We start from the raw sequence: 16501 nt of genomic DNA, 5'->3' as shown, positions 1-16501 counted from the left end.
GGTGATGAAGGAAGAACAATCTGATTCCCGTCCGGTGCCTGAAAAGACTAAATCCCGCTGGCGTACTGCTCGTTATTTCGTTGTTCCGTTGTTGTTCCTGTTCTCGCTGTTAGGCGGCTTAATTGCAGGATATGTAATTGTAGGTAAGCAAGGGCTGGCAGGCGTATTTGAATGGAAGACCTGGCAGCATGTCATTGATCTTATATTTGCGCCTTAGTTTACTTTAAAAGAGTGGCTGTGGTGGGAAAAACTGCTCTGCGTGCAGATTGTTCTTCCGATTGCTGTTATCCCCAGATTCATTTTGATTTTAACATTTGAGGTTTGAATCCGGGGATAAAGGCAAACGCTGCGATTCTCCAGAACAATTCTGCCCGCTCCGCTGGCTACCCGCCATCAGGACCACTTTTATTAAAATAACCACCCGCAATTTGTGTGGGGAGTATAGAAAACAAAACCCTGTGCCAGTGGCACAGGGTTTTATTATGTTTTCACCGTAGAACCCTCCAGTGTAGCGAGTATGGATTGCAACCAATTGAGGCCATCGCAGAGGCCTTCGTTTGTTTTGTTTGCTCTTCGCGACAAGCGAGCATTATTGAAGCGAGCTTTCTTTTTGAGCAAAAGTAACTAGGCGGAGAGGTTTATTTGAATCTGGAGAAGCGGTAGCGTTCGCCTTTGCTCCTAAATTTTAACCTTACAGGCTTTTGTAAAATGAGAAAATGAAGGGGCAACAGCGATCGGAAGATCAAATAAATCGCGCAGCCCGCCCACCTTGACTCAAATGAAACTTCGCTTCACCCCATAATAGGAGCAACAAATATGGTACTTCCGCATAATTTTCTTTTTGCATCTGATGAATGTATAATGATGGGGAGTTTAATTGCGAGGTAAAACCAAGCACATGCAAAAGGGCTTCTTCTCGCCTCTGGTTGCGTAACCGGCGGAAAAAGCCCCTTATCTCAACCTTCACTTCTGCAGTAGGTGAAGGATATCTAACATTGTTGCCGTGATGAGCTGTTTTTATACAGCGTTTGCGGGGTAATATTATGCTTGCAGTAACTCAGGGCTGAACAGAGTCAAATCTGCAAGCGGGAGGAGTTATTAAGATAAATGGACAAATTGCAATTGGATGTTAATCAAATTCAGGAGATTATTCCGCATCGCCCGCCATTTTTGTTGGTGGACCGTATTATTGAACTGGAGGAAGGGAAAAGAGCAGTAGGCATCAAAAATGTAACAATGACTGAGCCTCATTTCATTGGACATTTTCCGGGTTATCCCGTTATGCCTGGTGTGTTGATCACTGAAGCATTGGCTCAAGTCGGAGCAGTCGCATTACTGCACCTGGAAAGCAATCGCGGCAAAATCGGCTTTTTGGCAGGGTTGGATGGTTTCCGCTTCCGCGGACAGGTAGTTCCTGGGGATACGCTGACACTTGAAGTGGAAATTACCCGTTCCAAAGGTGCTTTTGGTAAAGGGAAAGCAACGGCGAAAGTGGGTGACACGGTGGTAGCTGAGGGCGAAATTATGTTTGCTTTATCAGACCCGCCCCAATAAATAAGTTCTGCCGACATAAGCACCATGTCTAACCGAGTGCATGTGTACATAGAAATCCTGTTTTGACAACCAAAAATGGAGAGGGGAAATTCCGTATGACGCAGTTGAGTAAAAAAGCATTAGAAGGCATTGAGAGCTGGCTGCAAGACCCTTATATTGATGAAGAAACCAAACAGGAGTTACGCGCATTGCAAGGCAATGACCATGAATTAGAGGATCGCTTTTACAAAGAACTGGAATTTGGTACAGGTGGTCTGCGTGGAGTGATCGGGGCAGGCAGTAACCGAATGAATCGTTATGTGATTGGGCGTGCCACTCAAGGGCTCGCTCGCTATATTTTAGAGCAGCATGCTGGCAAAGAAGGCAAGCCTTCCGTTGTCATTGCCCATGATTCGCGTCACTTTTCGCCAGAGTTTGCTCTGGATGCAGCTTTGGTGCTGGCGGGCAATGGGATCGTAGCTAAGTTGTTCCCTTCCCTGCGTCCAACGCCACAGCTTTCGTTTAGTGTACGTCATTTGGGAGCCAGTGGAGGAATTGTTGTAACGGCGAGTCACAACCCTCCCGAGTATAATGGGTACAAGGTATACAACAATGAAGGTGGGCAGCTTGTTCCAGATCAGGCTGAAAAGGTGATTGGCTATATCCGTGAGGTTCCTTCTTTTGCTGACATCAAAACGCTGACCCGTGAAGAAGCAGAGGCACAGGGATTGTTGGTTTGGCTTGGAGAAGCGGAAGATGAAGCGTTTGTGGATACGGTAGCCAGTGTGAGTGTGAACCGAGAACTGATTGCAGCTGGACCGGGCAAGAATTTTAAAGTTGTGTTTACACCTCTTCATGGCACTGGGAATATACCAGTTCGTCGTGTGCTGGAGAAAATCGGCTTTGAACAGGTGCATATTGTACCTGAGCAAGAGCAACCAGATGCAGAATTTTCGACCGTTAAGTCGCCTAATCCGGAAGAACGTGATGCGTTCAAGCTGGCTATTGCGCTAGGTGAGAAGATTGGTGCAGATCTGTTGATCGGAACAGACCCTGATGCTGACCGCATGGGTGCAGTTGTAAAAAACCGTGACGGCGAATACGTGGTTTTGTCCGGTAATCAGTCGGGCGCAATTATGGTCTACTACTTGCTGAATCAGCTGAAAGAAACCGGCAAGCTTCCAAATAATGGTGCAGTTATCAAAACCATCGTAACCAGCGAAATGGGTGCGGTCATTGCTGAACATTTTGGAGCGACAGTGTTTAACACGCTAACTGGCTTCAAGTATATTGGCGAGAAAATGAACCAGTTTGACCAAACTGGTGAGTATACCTACTTGTTTGGCTATGAAGAGAGCTACGGCTATTTGGCAGGAAATTATGCTCGTGATAAGGATGCTGTCTTGGCAGCTATGCTGATCGCTGAAGCTGCTGCTTATTACAGTACGCAAGGCAAGACGCTTTATGATGTTTTACAAGAGCTGTACGAGCAGTTTGGCTACTTCCTTGAGAAGCTGGAATCTCGTACACTCAAGGGTAAAGATGGAGTGGAGCAAATCCAGGGCAAAATGACGGATTGGCGCAGCAACGCTCCTCAAGAGATTGCAGGTGTGAAGGTAGACAAAGTACTAGACTACTCACAAGGCCTGGACGGACTTCCTCGGGAAAATGTACTCAAGTTTTTACTGGAGGACGGTTCATGGTTCTGCCTGCGTCCTTCGGGCACAGAGCCAAAAATCAAAGTATACTTTGCAGTACGTGGCTCCTCGCTGCCTGACGCAGAGCACAGAATCGGTCAGCTGGTCGAGGCTGTTATGGCTCGCGTAGACGCTTGAGGAAATTCCCTTTATAATAGAATAGGTTAAGGTAATTAGATAGAAATAAGTTATCGGTGACCTCTCACGGCAAAGGGCAGTACGCCGTGGAGGTCATTTCTCTGTATTGCAGAATAACCTGGAAGAAGCTTTGGGAAAATAGGCTTATTCCGGCAACGGAGGATTTTGCAAAATTCAATGAGTGACCTACCTAAGAGAAGAATGGCAAAGTGGGCAGCATTGAATTTTGCAAAATCCCGAATATTAAGGAGGTTCTTTGGTGTATCAGAAATGGCAGTATTGGAATACGGCTTCTCGAAAATGGTTATGGATTCTGGTCGCTGTTGGCTTGCTGGCTTCCATTCCAGTCATCGCCGATCGTGTAAAGACAGAATCCTCAAGTAAAAAGGTAGAGATTGTATTCGATTATCGGGATTTGACGGAGGCGGCTGCGTATCAAGCTCATCCGCAGGACTATCTGAATGAGCAGCTTGACCGCTTACAACAAGCGGGTGTGAACAGCATGGCGATGTATGAAAGTACGCTGGATGATTTCCGCAAAGCGGGTCGTGTGGTAACTTATACGACTCAGAATGTTGCGGATCTGGAAAAACGTCTTTCACCTACAAATGAGAATTTTACTTACGTTGTTTTCACCAACAAAGAAAATGCCGAGGCGTTAAAACCGTTAATTTTACGTACGTTTACAAGTCTGGGCATCAATGTAAAACCGTGGAGTTATCAAGGGCAGGAGGGGCTGGTTGTAGAAACATCTCCAGAGGATGCGTATCTCAAACCTATGCAACCTGACCCGATTGCTATGAAACAGCTTCGTAGCAAAGGATTTTTTATTGTTCCACGGATGAGTGACAGTCTGCCCTATAACCAGGAGTTGACGGAAGAGATGCTGGCTTCCTTTCATCAAAATGGTGTAAAACGCATTTTGTTTGAAGGTGATTCAGTTAAAGGCTTTACCGATAACGAGAAGCAACATAGCTTAGCGGCATTTGCTAAATTGCTGAATAAATACGATATTGGCCTAGCTGCTATCGAAAACTTAAAAAAACCACAGGCAGGCTTCAACAAGCTTGCTTACGATATCCACTATAATGTTGTGCGTCTATATTCATTGAGTGATAAAGATTCAATGCTTGATGTGGAAACCTTGGCCGATCGTTTTGCACTCGCCACCAAGGACCGTAATATTCGCATGTTGTATCTGAATACTGCGCCAAGTCGCAGTGTTGCTGAAGCTAAGGTGAAAGATTCAGTAGACAATCTAATCCACAGCTTGGACAAGCCGGGCAACGCAGTACAGCGGATGGAGAAAAAAGGATTTGAACTTGGACAGGCTGAACCATTCAAAGTAGTTGATTCATCCATTCAGCGTTATCTGAAGATGCTCGTCGTGCTGGGTGCACTGGCGTTCTTCTCCATTATGGTGTCCTATTTCGTTCCGGCGTTGACTCTGCTGGCATTTGCACTAGGTTTAGTAGGTTCTGCAGGGCTTTACGTTTTGAACTCCAGCTTGATGGAACAAGGTTTAGCACTGCTTGCAGCAATTAGCGGACCTACGGTTGCAATGATTATTGCAGTACGTACGATCAGAATTAAGCATGAACAGGGGCATGAATTGTCTGTAGGTCAACGATTGACTCAAACGCTTATACTGTACGTACAGACTGCGATCTTGTCGCTGGCTGCAGTTCCTTTTGTTATTTCGCTGTTGAACAGTATTGCTTACAGTCTGGTGTTAAACCAATTTAGAGGTGTAAGCTTGCTTCATATTCTGCCGATCTTCTTAGCGGCGATTTATATTTTCTTTTATCGTGGCGTTTCTATACGGGAGGAAATTTCCAAACTGCTGCGTACACCGATTACAGTCTTGTGGGTGATCGCACTGGCTGTGATCGCAGCGGCAGGCTACTACTATTTGACTCGTACTGGGAATGCAGGTACGGTATCGAACACCGAGTTGGTCTTCCGTAACTTCCTGGAGAATGCGTTTGGTGTACGTCCGCGTAATAAGGAATTTTTAATGGCTCATCCACTGTTTATTGCAGGGGCATTCCTGGCTTTAAAATATCGCAAAGCAATCTATTTGCTGATCATAGCTGCTATTGGTCAAGCCTCGATGGTGGATACCTTCGCTCACATTCACTCTCCAGCGGCACTTTCGCTTAGTCGCGGGTTGTTGGGATTGGGATTGGGTCTGGTACTGGGAATCATCGCAATTGTCGTGTGGCAAGTGCTGGAAGGATGTTGGAAGAAATGGTCACCACAGCTAAAACGATAATAATCTCGGGTTATTACGGGTTTCGCAATAGTGGGGATGAAGCGGTGCTCAAGTCGATTTTGACTGCTTTAGAAGAGGAGAGCCGTCAGGCGGGGATTACGATTAAGCCTGTTGTTTTATCTTCTGACCCTGCTTGGACACAGAAAATGTACGGGGTAGAAGCTGTTCCACGTATGAGCCTAGGGGAAGTGCGGAGAGCGATTAAGAGCAGCGATGGGCTAATTAGTGGCGGCGGGAGTCTGCTCCAGGATGCTACAAGCCCTAAAAGCATCCCGTATTATCTGGGTATTCTGAAACTGGCTCAATGGGCTGGGAAGCCAACGTTTATCTATGCTCAGGGCATGGGTCCAGTACAGCGGAAGATATTTTATCCAATGATCCGGTCTGTGTTCCAACGCTGTGAATATGTTTCCGTAAGAGATGAACAATCTGCTGCATTGCTGGGTACCATGAAACTGAAACGCCCGGTTGTCGAGGTTGTTCCTGATCCTGTTATGGGGCTTCCTTTGCCCTCCGGTTCCGAGCTGCATATTGCGGGAACTGAGACAGATGAGGACACACTTCCCATCGTTGGTGTATCAGTACGCTACTGGGATAAGGAACAACGCGATTTAACGGCTATTGCGGATGGCTTAAAAAGATTAGCTACGGAGCGCCGTGTTCACTTGCGTTTCTTACCATTCCATTTACCTGACGATGAACAGGCCTCTAGGATGGTAATGGATTTGTTGGGGGATATTAGGGGGACAGGAAGCCTTGTCAGTATGTGTGACCAAGTGACCGATCCTCAACAGATGCTTTTGGAAGTCAGTAGATGCAATTTGATGATCGGGATGAGGCTGCACAGCTTGATTTACGCAGCATCCCATCAGGTGCCCCCGTTGGGTATATCGTACGATCCCAAAATTGATCATTTCCTCAGCCGTGTGGGTAGCCAGCCTGTAGGTACTACAGAAGCATTGGATGGGCAAAAGCTGGCTAATGAGTCTATGCGGCTGCTAGATCAGCGTAGTCAATGGATTGAGAGCCAGGGGGCAGCAATTGCTTTGTTAAAAAGTGAGGCTCGCTTACCAGCTCAGCATATCGTTAATTACTTGCGTCGCAAAGGATGATGGATACAGTGACAGTTGATAAGGTTACGAATGTGCCTACCGTCCCGATTTTCGGTGTTCAGGTATCGAGGCTTAATATGAAAGATACATTAAATGTATTAATTCAGGCGGTGAAGTCTCGCCGCCCTCATCAAGTGATCACTGCCAATCCGATTATGGTCATGGCTGCATTGGAAGATCCAGTGTATATGAATGTGATGAAACAGGCAGAATTGATTGTTCCAGATGGAACGGGTGTGGTTTGGGCAGCAAATTATGTTGGGCATCCTGTACCCGAGAGAGTGGCGGGCTATGACTTGTTACATGAATTGCTCGCAGCCGGAGAAAGCTATCATTGGAAAGTTTATTTACTTGGATCAACGCCTGAAGTGATTCAAGCGACTGCTCAGCGGGTACATGAGCTTTATCCTGGAATTACGGTTTGTGGCAAGCGTGATGGCTTTTTTGGGCCTAACGAGGATGAAGCGGTAATTGCGGCTATTCGCGAAGCGAATCCTGACTTGTTGTTTGTAGCGCGTGGAGCAGACACACAGGAACCCTGGATTGGTAAATATAAAGAACAACTGGGAGTGCCGGTGATGATGGGGGTTGGCGGTAGTTTCGATGTTATATCGGGCAAAACCAAACGCGCACCTAAACTGTTTCAAAAGCTACGAGCGGAGTGGTTATATAGACTCCTAAAAGAGCCCAGTCGTTACAAAAGAATGCTTGCGTTGCCGAAATTCGCAGTGAAAGTGATGCGTGAAAAAGAAAACGTCACAAAAGTGTGATAAATAGCTTGAATCTGCCTTTAAAACCCGCTAATTTGCCAGAATATGAGGCTTGGTATTTATTTTTGATCAGAGTATAATTCAATGCGGTTACATCTGAAAAGGCATTGCTTTAAAATTGGGGGTCGAATGATCAAATGTTATTGATCTATATTATTGGTTTCATCATGGCACTGGGACTTGCGCTGTTACTGACACCGCTTGTCAAAAAGTTCGCTGTGAAGGTTGGAGCCGTCGATGTGCCGAATGCCCGAAAAGTACATACCCGAATTATGCCACGTCTTGGCGGTCTGGGGATTTTCTTGGCATTTCTGTTATCCTTATTGGCGATGTTACCTTTTGTGCCTGAAGGAATGCTGTCCTCGCGGGATATTAACTTTATCGCAGCCTTTCTGATTGGCGGTACGTTGATTACATTGATTGGTGCTCTCGATGATCGTTTTGATCTCAATGCAAAGCTCAAATTTTTGGCTCAAATTGCCGTTGCGTGTATGGTCGTGTTTGCTTTTGATATTCGTGTTGATTTTGTAAATGTACCTTTTCAGGATGCATACTCGTCTTTGGAAAGCTGGATTTCCATTCCGCTTACGATTTTTTGGATCGTAGGTGTGACCAATGCCATCAATTTGATTGACGGTCTGGATGGACTGGCTGCAGGTGTATCGGGAATTGCGATTGGAACTATTTTTGTGATGTCGTTATTAATGGGCAATTATATGGTTGCCATGCTTTGCCTTGTGCTGTTAGGCAGTATTATCGGGTTTCTATTTTTTAACTTTCATCCTGCAAAAATATTTATGGGTGATACAGGGTCCTTATTTTTAGGTTTTTCTTTGGCTATGCTTTCAATGCTTGGTTTTAAGCAAATTGCTATCGTATCATTTATTACGCCATTGATTATTATCGGTGTGCCTTTGTCAGATACATTCTTTGCAATTATTCGACGCAAGTTGCAGAAAAAACCGATATTCTCACCGGATAAAGGCCATTTGCATCACTGCTTGCGCGAATTAGGCTTCAGTCACAGACAGACGGTATTGATTATCTACGGTATTGCAGTGTTTTTCGGTATTTTGGCCGTGATTCAGTCGTCGGCAGCGCTTAATGAAGCAAACTGGGTTACTTTTGTCGTGATATGTATCATGATGTTCTTTCTACAGATCGGTGCAGAGGTTATTGGTCTTGTTGGCAAAACCAAACGTCCTGTGATTAACACACTAATTCGGTTGTTGGCTAAGCCAGATTCCCAGACACGATCGAAATTATAATTTTAATTTAAATGTAGGCCTTCAAGCTTGGCGGTATACCGCGGGCTTGAAGGCTTTTTTGTTGTTTGCTGTAAAAAAACTCCCTCCTTTTTTGAGAATTTACTAATTTTTTGTATGTTGGCTACCGATAAAAATAGTAACGAATGATTACGTACCCCAAGGTGCGACAGAATCAAAGGAGGACAATGATTTGAAACGATTGCTATCCATGTTGCTGACGGTTGGTCTCATCATTGGCTTGGTGCCGGCGGCCCTGGTAGGTACGGCTCATGCTGCGACAGGAACTTATTTCATTTTTCCAAATGAAAAATATGATGCGGATTCGGCCAGAATGGTAAACACAGATCGTGTTACAGTTAACGGTACGATCAACGGAGTGAATGGAAGTACTATATCGTATAGTGTATTCCAACTCTCTAAAAATGGAACAAACCTTACGGTAGTTAATAAAAATGAGAGTCAAAAGGGCGGAATTACAGTTAATGGCTCTACGATTCAAATTTCAGACATTAAACTGTTTCCTGGTTTGAACCGAATTACATTCCAAAGCAGTCAAAATTCGGCCGAAATGAAGGATTCCATTTACATTGAGTATCAGGATGGACCCAAGCTGTATGATCTGTCTGCTACGCTGAATGGTCAAACCCAGCAGTTAGTAGAAAATCAGACGGCGGTGCTGACAGACGCGCGAAATAGTGGCTCGGATGATGTGAAAGTAGTCATTCAAGGTACGGCTCCTAATGCTGATAGTGTAACACTAACTTCTACAAAAAGTAGTAATACGTATACTGTTAACTCCTATTCAAGCTATAAGCTAACAGGTAGTGTTGTACTTACTCCGGGTAAAAATATAGTGACGATTAAAGTGAATAACGGAACCCAGGCTCTTACAGTTACGCGTGAAATCACGATTTATACGGGTAAACCTGAATTTTCTGATTTGACTTTGAATAAGGACGGCAATGTGTCTGCTGATCTGACGACTTCGCCTGACTTTACCGTATCGTCTACCAGCGGTGTGGTTTTGAAAGGTAATGTTCTTGTTCCTTCCGGAGCAACTGATCCAGTAGTGAGCAAAATTAATGCTAGATTTACGGATGTAAGCAATAACGGTAGCGCCATTGGGGATACCAATGGAATTGATGCTACGATTGATACAGCCAATGTTGTTACATCTAATGGTTACAAAGTATATCCGTTCCAGGTAACTGTACCTGATGGTATCGTAACAGACCACTTGATTCGTGCATCCCTGAGTGTAGGGTTTGTAGATGGATCGAGTTCGAATGCATCTGCGGTTCAATTTACATTGCGCAGCAGCACTCAACCTTATATTGATGACGTGAACTTTCTCCCTGATTTTAATAATCAGCTGTTGAATCGAATCAATGGTAGCGGGTCTGATCAAGCAGCTGCCATAGATGAAGCTATGAAATTAACAGGTAGTTCTATGAAGAACAAAACTACAGATGCTCCATCTGTACCTGTAGGTATGGAATTTATCATTGTTAATGGTACGCCTAGTTCAATTAGCGAGCTTTCTGGTGTATCCGTTCATACCGTGGGTTCACCCCAAGATGTGATTCGAACAATCAATGGTAAGTCAACACAAGTGAAGAAAATTGTCGCTTACGTCGATACTTTGCCTAAAGAAGGACAAAACGTACTGAATTTCTACCTGAATGGTGACTCAAGCAAACTGATCAAGGCAACTGTAAACTTATTGCAGGGTCCTTTCATGAAATACGATACGATTTATGATGGTCAACAAATTCCGTTGAATACATCGAGTGCAAACTTAAATACGTATAAACTGAATCAATTAGGTTATTTTAAGGGTAAATTGCTGGATGTGAGTAATGCAGCTGATATTCACTACACTGGCAGTAACCGAAATGTATTCTTGTATGTGAACAACGTATTAGTTGACCTTGAAGGTTCAGGAGCAAACTTTAAGCTGGCTGCTTCCTCCGAAACAGCTGCTGCCAACGCACTGGCAAACGGAAATAATGAAATCAAGTTTGTGTTCAAGCCAGGTATTGAATATAGCAATACGGTAAAAGTAAACTTTACACAAACGAATATTCCAGTAATTCCTGTTCCAAACACACAGGGGATTATCCCTTTTACACCTGTTAGCGGCTTAAGCAATACGCCGAAGTATAGCGAAATTGCACCGAAGGCAAAAGATGCAAATTTCACTAAAGTAGACGATACTAACTACAAAACATCTTTGAAAAATATCAATATCTTTGGTACTTTTAGTATTGCTGATTTGGGTAAAGCGGATCAGGTGAATGGTTCGTTAAGTGATATTGCCAATAAAGATCAATACATTTTAGAGATTAAGGGATCAGACGACAGTGAAGTAAACTGGACGCTGAATAACGAATTCTTCTCAGCAGAAGATGCCAAAACGGCATACAACTCCGGTGCTACTACGGATAAGTTTACAAGCAAAGATTTGAAAGACCTGCTCGTATACTACCATCCGGATAAAAAGTACTTCAGTTTTGTATTGAAAAACCAAACTATTTCGCAAGATGGAACGCCAGTAGCTTACAACATTACTTTGTACAACAGTGGCAAGAGCGGACCGTTTGCTACTTTCCGACTGCAAGTATCCGGTCAATCCACATCTTTTGATATCTTGCGTCCGCTTCCTGAAAAACGGATCGTGAATCAAAACTTTGTGCAAGTTATTGTAAACGCAGGTAATGCAGATAGTGTTACAGTAGGTAAGGAAACGGCAGTTCAAGAAGGATTTGACTCTGACTATGATGGCACTGTTGATTACCCATCAGCTTACAAAGCCATCGTTACAGGTCTAAAAGCTAACAAAGATAATAAAATTGATGTAGTGGTTACAGTAGGTAAGGAAAAACTAAAACAAACCATTACTGTTAAATATGTGCCTACTAATATTCCTGGCGAGCAGTACATGGAAGCGATGAAAACATCGCACAAAGTGTTTGACGGTAATCTTACACTTGCTTTCGCGAAGGGAACGAGCCTGATTCGTCGTGATTACGATCAACCGCAGCAATTCAAAAACCAGGTTTTCTCTGGCCATACTTTGTACTTTGCGATTGCGAATAGCGAAGATGGCGTGGTAGACCGTCATGAATTTGAAACTGAAAAAGCGTTGTCCGACATGCAGAGCTTGATTGCAGACGGAAGTAGATACTTCAACAGAGATTTCCCAAGTCGCTTTACCAAGTCCAGTCCAGTATTCTGGATTGACCCAGGTACAGCAGATGATATCAAAACAGATGCTTACGATCCGGTAACGTATGGTGCCGATCCATATCAACTGGCAAACAAATCGCAAAATGACAGTAGCAAGATTAAAAACTTCTACTGGCGTGACCCTTCTAACGAGCTAGTACCTTCCAAGCGTGCTACATTGACGCTGACGTATGATAGCAGCATTGCTCAGGATGCAGGGAAACAAATGACAGTGTTCTTTTTTGATCCTGATTTGAAGGATTGGCAGAACATTGGTGGTGTGGTGGATCCGAAGAAACATACCATTAAAGTACCGTTTGATCGTTTCGGCTATTATGTAGTAGCTAAGGTTGGAGAAACATATAGTGATGTCATTAAGCACAAGTACGCCAGAGATTACATCGAAGCGATCTTGGCTAAAGGTGTTATGAACCCAATGGATCCAATCAATAGCTTTGGACCTGACAGCTACATTAAAAGAGGCGAATTCACGTCGATGATTGTCAAAGGTCTGCAAATTCCGCTTAATTTCAGCGGAGCGAAGCATTTCGACGACGTGTCTATTCCAAATACGATATCCGCAGACGCGCTCTACGATTATCGTTATATTGAAACAGCTGCACGTGCCGGTATTGTCAAAGGTTCGCAACCAAGAATCTTTATGCCGGAAGATGTAATCACACGTCAAGATGCAGCGGTCATTATCGCCAAGGCATTGAATTTGAAGCTGGAAACAGATCATGACAAAATCATGAAGAATCTGTCCAAGACCTTTAAAGATGCGGACAAGATTGACTACTATGCACAAGCATCTGTATTGGCTATTGCTAAGAAAGGCTTTATCACAGGGTCACCTGTAGATGCAAGTGATCTGAAAAAAGGATATATGTTTAATCCTACATCCTTGACCTTGCGCGGAGATGCAGCAATTATTGTAGCTAAAGTTATGGCGGATAAAAAACTGCTTCCTAAAATTTAATCCTTCAACAACCTGAAATTATTGAACATCCCTCCATGAGAAATGGAAATTCCCTTTCATATACATGAGAGGGATGTTTTTTATAAATCAGCTATTTGACTGGAATTAAGGGCCTATGCCATAATATCAAAGAGATGAAAACTTTGGATAAGGACTATGGCTTTTTATGTTTTAGATTTGCCTTTAATGACTGTTATTAATTGCTTTTTTTTAAGATTTTATCTCAAAATGTGTTTATTATTTTTCTATATGTTTTTTTTGCGCATTTATCTGAAACTTTACGCCTATTTCATCGTAGTAGAGGATGTGTGTGCTTAAATATTACATAGAGAAGTGAGTGGGGAGTGATGAGATGTCTCAGTTTTCAATACGCCGTCCTGTAACAGTATTTATGTTAATTGTTGCTTTGTTAATCGGGGGCGGTATTTTTGCGTTAAGGCTTCCTGTCGAGTATATGCCAGATATGAAGCTGCCATACGCTGCAGTGGTGACCAGTATTCCAAATGCAACGCCTACTGAGGTTGAGGAATTGGTTACTAAACCTATTGAAAAGAGTTTGGCTTCTATCGAGAACGTGGATACAATCACGTCCGAGTCTTCAGAAGGATCATCTATGGTCATGATTCAATTTAACTGGGGAGTAGATATGAACCAGGCAACCCTCGACATGAGGGATAAAGTTGATACCGTTAGAGGATCTCTTCCAGACACGGCAAATTCGCCGCGTGTTCTAAAAGTGGACCTCAATGCAACGCCAGTTATTACCCTCGCTTTTACAGGAGACCAGGATATTAACAAGCTGAAGCCTATTGCTGAGGATATTATCGAGCCGCGGCTTGAAAGAATTGCAGGGGTAGCTGCAGCCAACATGTCAGGTGGTCAAGAACGACTCGTAAAGATCACTGTAGATCAGGCCAAGCTTCAAAGCTATGGCATTACGCTGGATCAAATTCGCCAGGCCCTTTCGGCTAATAATGTTGCTGGCTCTGCGGGTTCTGTATATCGTGGTAATACACAAATTCAACTTCGAGTTCAAGGTGAATATAAAGCTGTTTCGGAAATGGGCGAAACGCCAATCCCTGTAGGTAAGGGAAGCGTGAAATTGAAGGATATCGCGACAGTTGAAGACTCCGTAGAAGAAGTCACCACTATTTCTACCTATAATGGGAAGCCAAGTATTAATATTTCTGTTACTAAGGCTACTGGTGGAAATACTCTTTCAATCGCTAATTCTGTGAAGGAAAGTTTGGATTCGATACGGAAGGACCTGCCTCCTGGAACACAATTGGATATGGTAACTGATGCTTCCAAACCTATTAGAGACTCCGTACACTCACTAATAGAACATGCTATATTGGGGCTTATTATCGCAGCTATTGTGTTGCTATTATTTTTGAACAGTATACGTTCTACTATCATTGCTGCGATCGTTATTCCAATTTCCTTCGTAGCAACGTTTATGATGATGTATTTCACTGGACAAACCATTAACGTTATTTCATTGAGCGGTTTGCTTCTAGGGTTAGGATCCTTTGTCGACTTTGCCGTTGTTATCATTGAAAATATCTTTAGGCAGCGGCATGAAGGGAAAAGTATGCTACAAGGGGCAATTGATGGCTCCAAGCAAGTGGGCAATGCGGTTATGGCATCTGCACTTGCACAGATTGTAGTATTTTTACCGGTTGTTTTTGTTGACGGAATTGCAGGAGTTATGTTTAAACCGTTGGCATTAACTGTTATATTCTCCCATATAGCAGCCTTGCTGGTATCCCTTATGATTGTGCCAATGCTTGGCTCGCGTTGGATGCCTACTGTACCGGATGAATCCATATATTCTTCAGGTACTTATAAAGGTATTAACCCTATTGTGTGGTTTAATATCGGATTTGAGAAATTTAAGGGTGGTTATCGCCGTGTACTGAAGTGGGGAATTAATCATCGAAAATCTGTTTTAATCATTACTGTATTAATGTTTGTGGCAGCTGGATCTCTGATTTCTATGGTTAAGGCTGAATTTATTCCTGAATCCGACACTGGGGAATTCTCAGTTAAAGTGAAACTTCCTAACGGAACAGTTCTAGAGGAGACTGAAAGAGTTGTTCAAGGTATAGAAAAAGAAATTCTGAAAGTTCCTGATCTGGACAAAATGACAGTGACTGTTGGTGCTGGTGGTCTTTCTGGTTATTCAGGGGCAGCTCCATCCAATTCGGCAGAACTAAGTGTTGCGCTGAAGGATGGGCATCAGCCAACAGACGCTGTAGTTGAAGGCCTTCGCAAGAAATTCGATAGTATTCCGGATGCAGAGATTACACTGGCGTCTGCAACAGGCCTTTCGACTGGAGCGGCGGTTAATATTAATCTAAAAGGCGATGATATGGACGTCTTGAGGGAACTTTCCGACAATCTCGTTGCCGGCGTAAAGAGCATACCGGGAACGGTCAATGTAAAAAGTTCCTTGAATGCGGTTCGCGAAGAATATGAGATTACCGTTAACCGGGAACTTGCTAGTCAATATGGCTTATCAGCAACCCAAATTTTATCCGCGGTGAACACTTCCTTTAATGGATCTGTTGCAACAAGCTATCGCACAGGTGATGATCAAATCGATGTGAAAATATCTCTGCCTGAGCAGGATCGCCATGACTGGTCCTATTTGAAAGCATTACGTATTACCACTTCACAAGGAATTGACGTGCCTTTATCTTCGGTAGCAAGTATTGATAAACGCGCTGTACCGGATAGTGTCACCCGTGAAGATCAGACACGTCAAGTACAGGTAACTGCTGACATTGATGGATCAGGGGACATTCTAACTGTCAATCAAAAAATTGATGCCCTTTTGAAGAGTACCCACTTCCCAGAAGGCTATAGTGCAGATACGGGGGGCGGGCAAAATGAACAAATGATGGAGTCCTTTATAAACTTGGCCATAGCTATTCTGCTATCTGTAGTTCTGATTTATATGGTTATGGCAGGACAGTTTGAATCGATGCTCACACCGTTTGTTATTATGTTTTCGATTCCGCCTACACTAATTGGTGTGCTTATCGGTTTAGTTGTAACGGGAGCGAGCCTTAGTGTACCAGCTTTTACTGGTTACATCATGCTCGTCGGTTTGGTCGTAAATAATGCAATTGTCATGATTGATTTCATCATTCAGCTTCGAAAAGAAGGCGAAGATCGAGATGAAGCTATTATTCATGGCGCATCTGAGCGGTTGCGTCCGATTTTGATGACAACGCTGGCTACCGTGCTTGCTTTGATCCCTATGGCATTTGCTAAAGGTGATGGTAATGAGACACAAGCTCCTATGGCGGTTGTTGTTGTATTCGGGTTATCCTTCGCAGCTTTGGTCACGCTGATTCTTATTCCGGTTATTTATGTTATTTTGGACAATATCATTCAAAAACGTAAAAATCGCAAACTGAAAAGACAAGAAAAGAGACAACTGAAAAAAGAAGCGAAACTACAAAAAAGTGTTCATATATAAGGTGAGGTGGA

At 43.5% G+C, this 16501-nt stretch carries 9 protein-coding genes; all 9 read left to right on the top strand.

Annotation, left to right across the window (positions count from 1 at the left end; translation table 11 throughout):
- Positions 1 to 4 precede the first annotated feature (4 nt).
- The 9 genes from ACQQ6X_RS13420 (at position 5) to ACQQ6X_RS13380 (ending at position 16490) form a co-directional block, all read left to right on the top strand.
- Positions 5 to 217 carry a DNA-directed RNA polymerase subunit beta gene (locus ACQQ6X_RS13420; RefSeq protein WP_063213876.1) on the top strand — a complete coding sequence of 71 codons (213 nt, stop codon included), beginning with the start codon at positions 5 to 7 and terminating at the stop codon, positions 215 to 217.
- A gap of 890 nt (positions 218 to 1107) precedes the next feature.
- Entirely contained in the window at positions 1108 to 1554 is a 447-nt protein-coding gene (fabZ, locus tag ACQQ6X_RS13415) for a 3-hydroxyacyl-ACP dehydratase FabZ (RefSeq protein ID WP_013373420.1), read from the top strand.
- Between the two features lie 95 nt (positions 1555 to 1649).
- Positions 1650 to 3368 carry a phospho-sugar mutase gene (locus ACQQ6X_RS13410; protein WP_149034525.1) on the top strand — a complete coding sequence of 573 codons (1719 nt, stop codon included), beginning with the start codon at positions 1650 to 1652 and terminating at the stop codon, positions 3366 to 3368.
- Between the two features lie 259 nt (positions 3369 to 3627).
- Positions 3628 to 5643, top strand: coding sequence for a DUF5693 family protein (locus tag ACQQ6X_RS13405; RefSeq protein WP_305165738.1), 2016 nt, complete (start codon positions 3628 to 3630; stop codon positions 5641 to 5643).
- Positions 5619 to 6755, top strand: coding sequence for a polysaccharide pyruvyl transferase CsaB (csaB, locus tag ACQQ6X_RS13400; protein ID WP_305165737.1), 1137 nt, complete (start codon positions 5619 to 5621; stop codon positions 6753 to 6755). Before ACQQ6X_RS13405 ends, csaB begins: the two co-directional genes overlap by 25 nt.
- Positions 6756 to 6763: 8 nt before the next feature.
- A complete protein-coding gene (locus ACQQ6X_RS13395; RefSeq protein WP_063212328.1) occupies positions 6764 to 7525 on the top strand; it encodes a WecB/TagA/CpsF family glycosyltransferase in 762 nt (253 codons plus the stop codon).
- A gap of 137 nt (positions 7526 to 7662) precedes the next feature.
- Positions 7663 to 8793 carry a glycosyltransferase family 4 protein gene (locus ACQQ6X_RS13390; RefSeq protein WP_063212235.1) on the top strand — a complete coding sequence of 377 codons (1131 nt, stop codon included), beginning with the start codon at positions 7663 to 7665 and terminating at the stop codon, positions 8791 to 8793.
- Positions 8794 to 8983: 190 nt separating this feature from the next.
- Positions 8984 to 13000: an S-layer homology domain-containing protein gene (locus tag ACQQ6X_RS13385; RefSeq protein ID WP_305165736.1), complete on the top strand. Its 4017-nt coding sequence runs from the start codon at positions 8984 to 8986 to the stop codon at positions 12998 to 13000.
- A 352-nt stretch (positions 13001 to 13352) separates the two neighbouring features.
- Entirely contained in the window at positions 13353 to 16490 is a 3138-nt protein-coding gene (locus ACQQ6X_RS13380) for an efflux RND transporter permease subunit (protein WP_305165735.1), read from the top strand.
- Positions 16491 to 16501 lie beyond the last annotated feature (11 nt).

The sequence above is a fragment of the Paenibacillus ottowii genome, assembly GCF_050516475.1.
GTDB classification, from domain to species: domain Bacteria; phylum Bacillota; class Bacilli; order Paenibacillales; family Paenibacillaceae; genus Paenibacillus; species Paenibacillus ottowii.
Note: the sequence above shows the minus strand (reverse complement) of the source record. Positions and strands in the feature narration are given on the sequence as shown.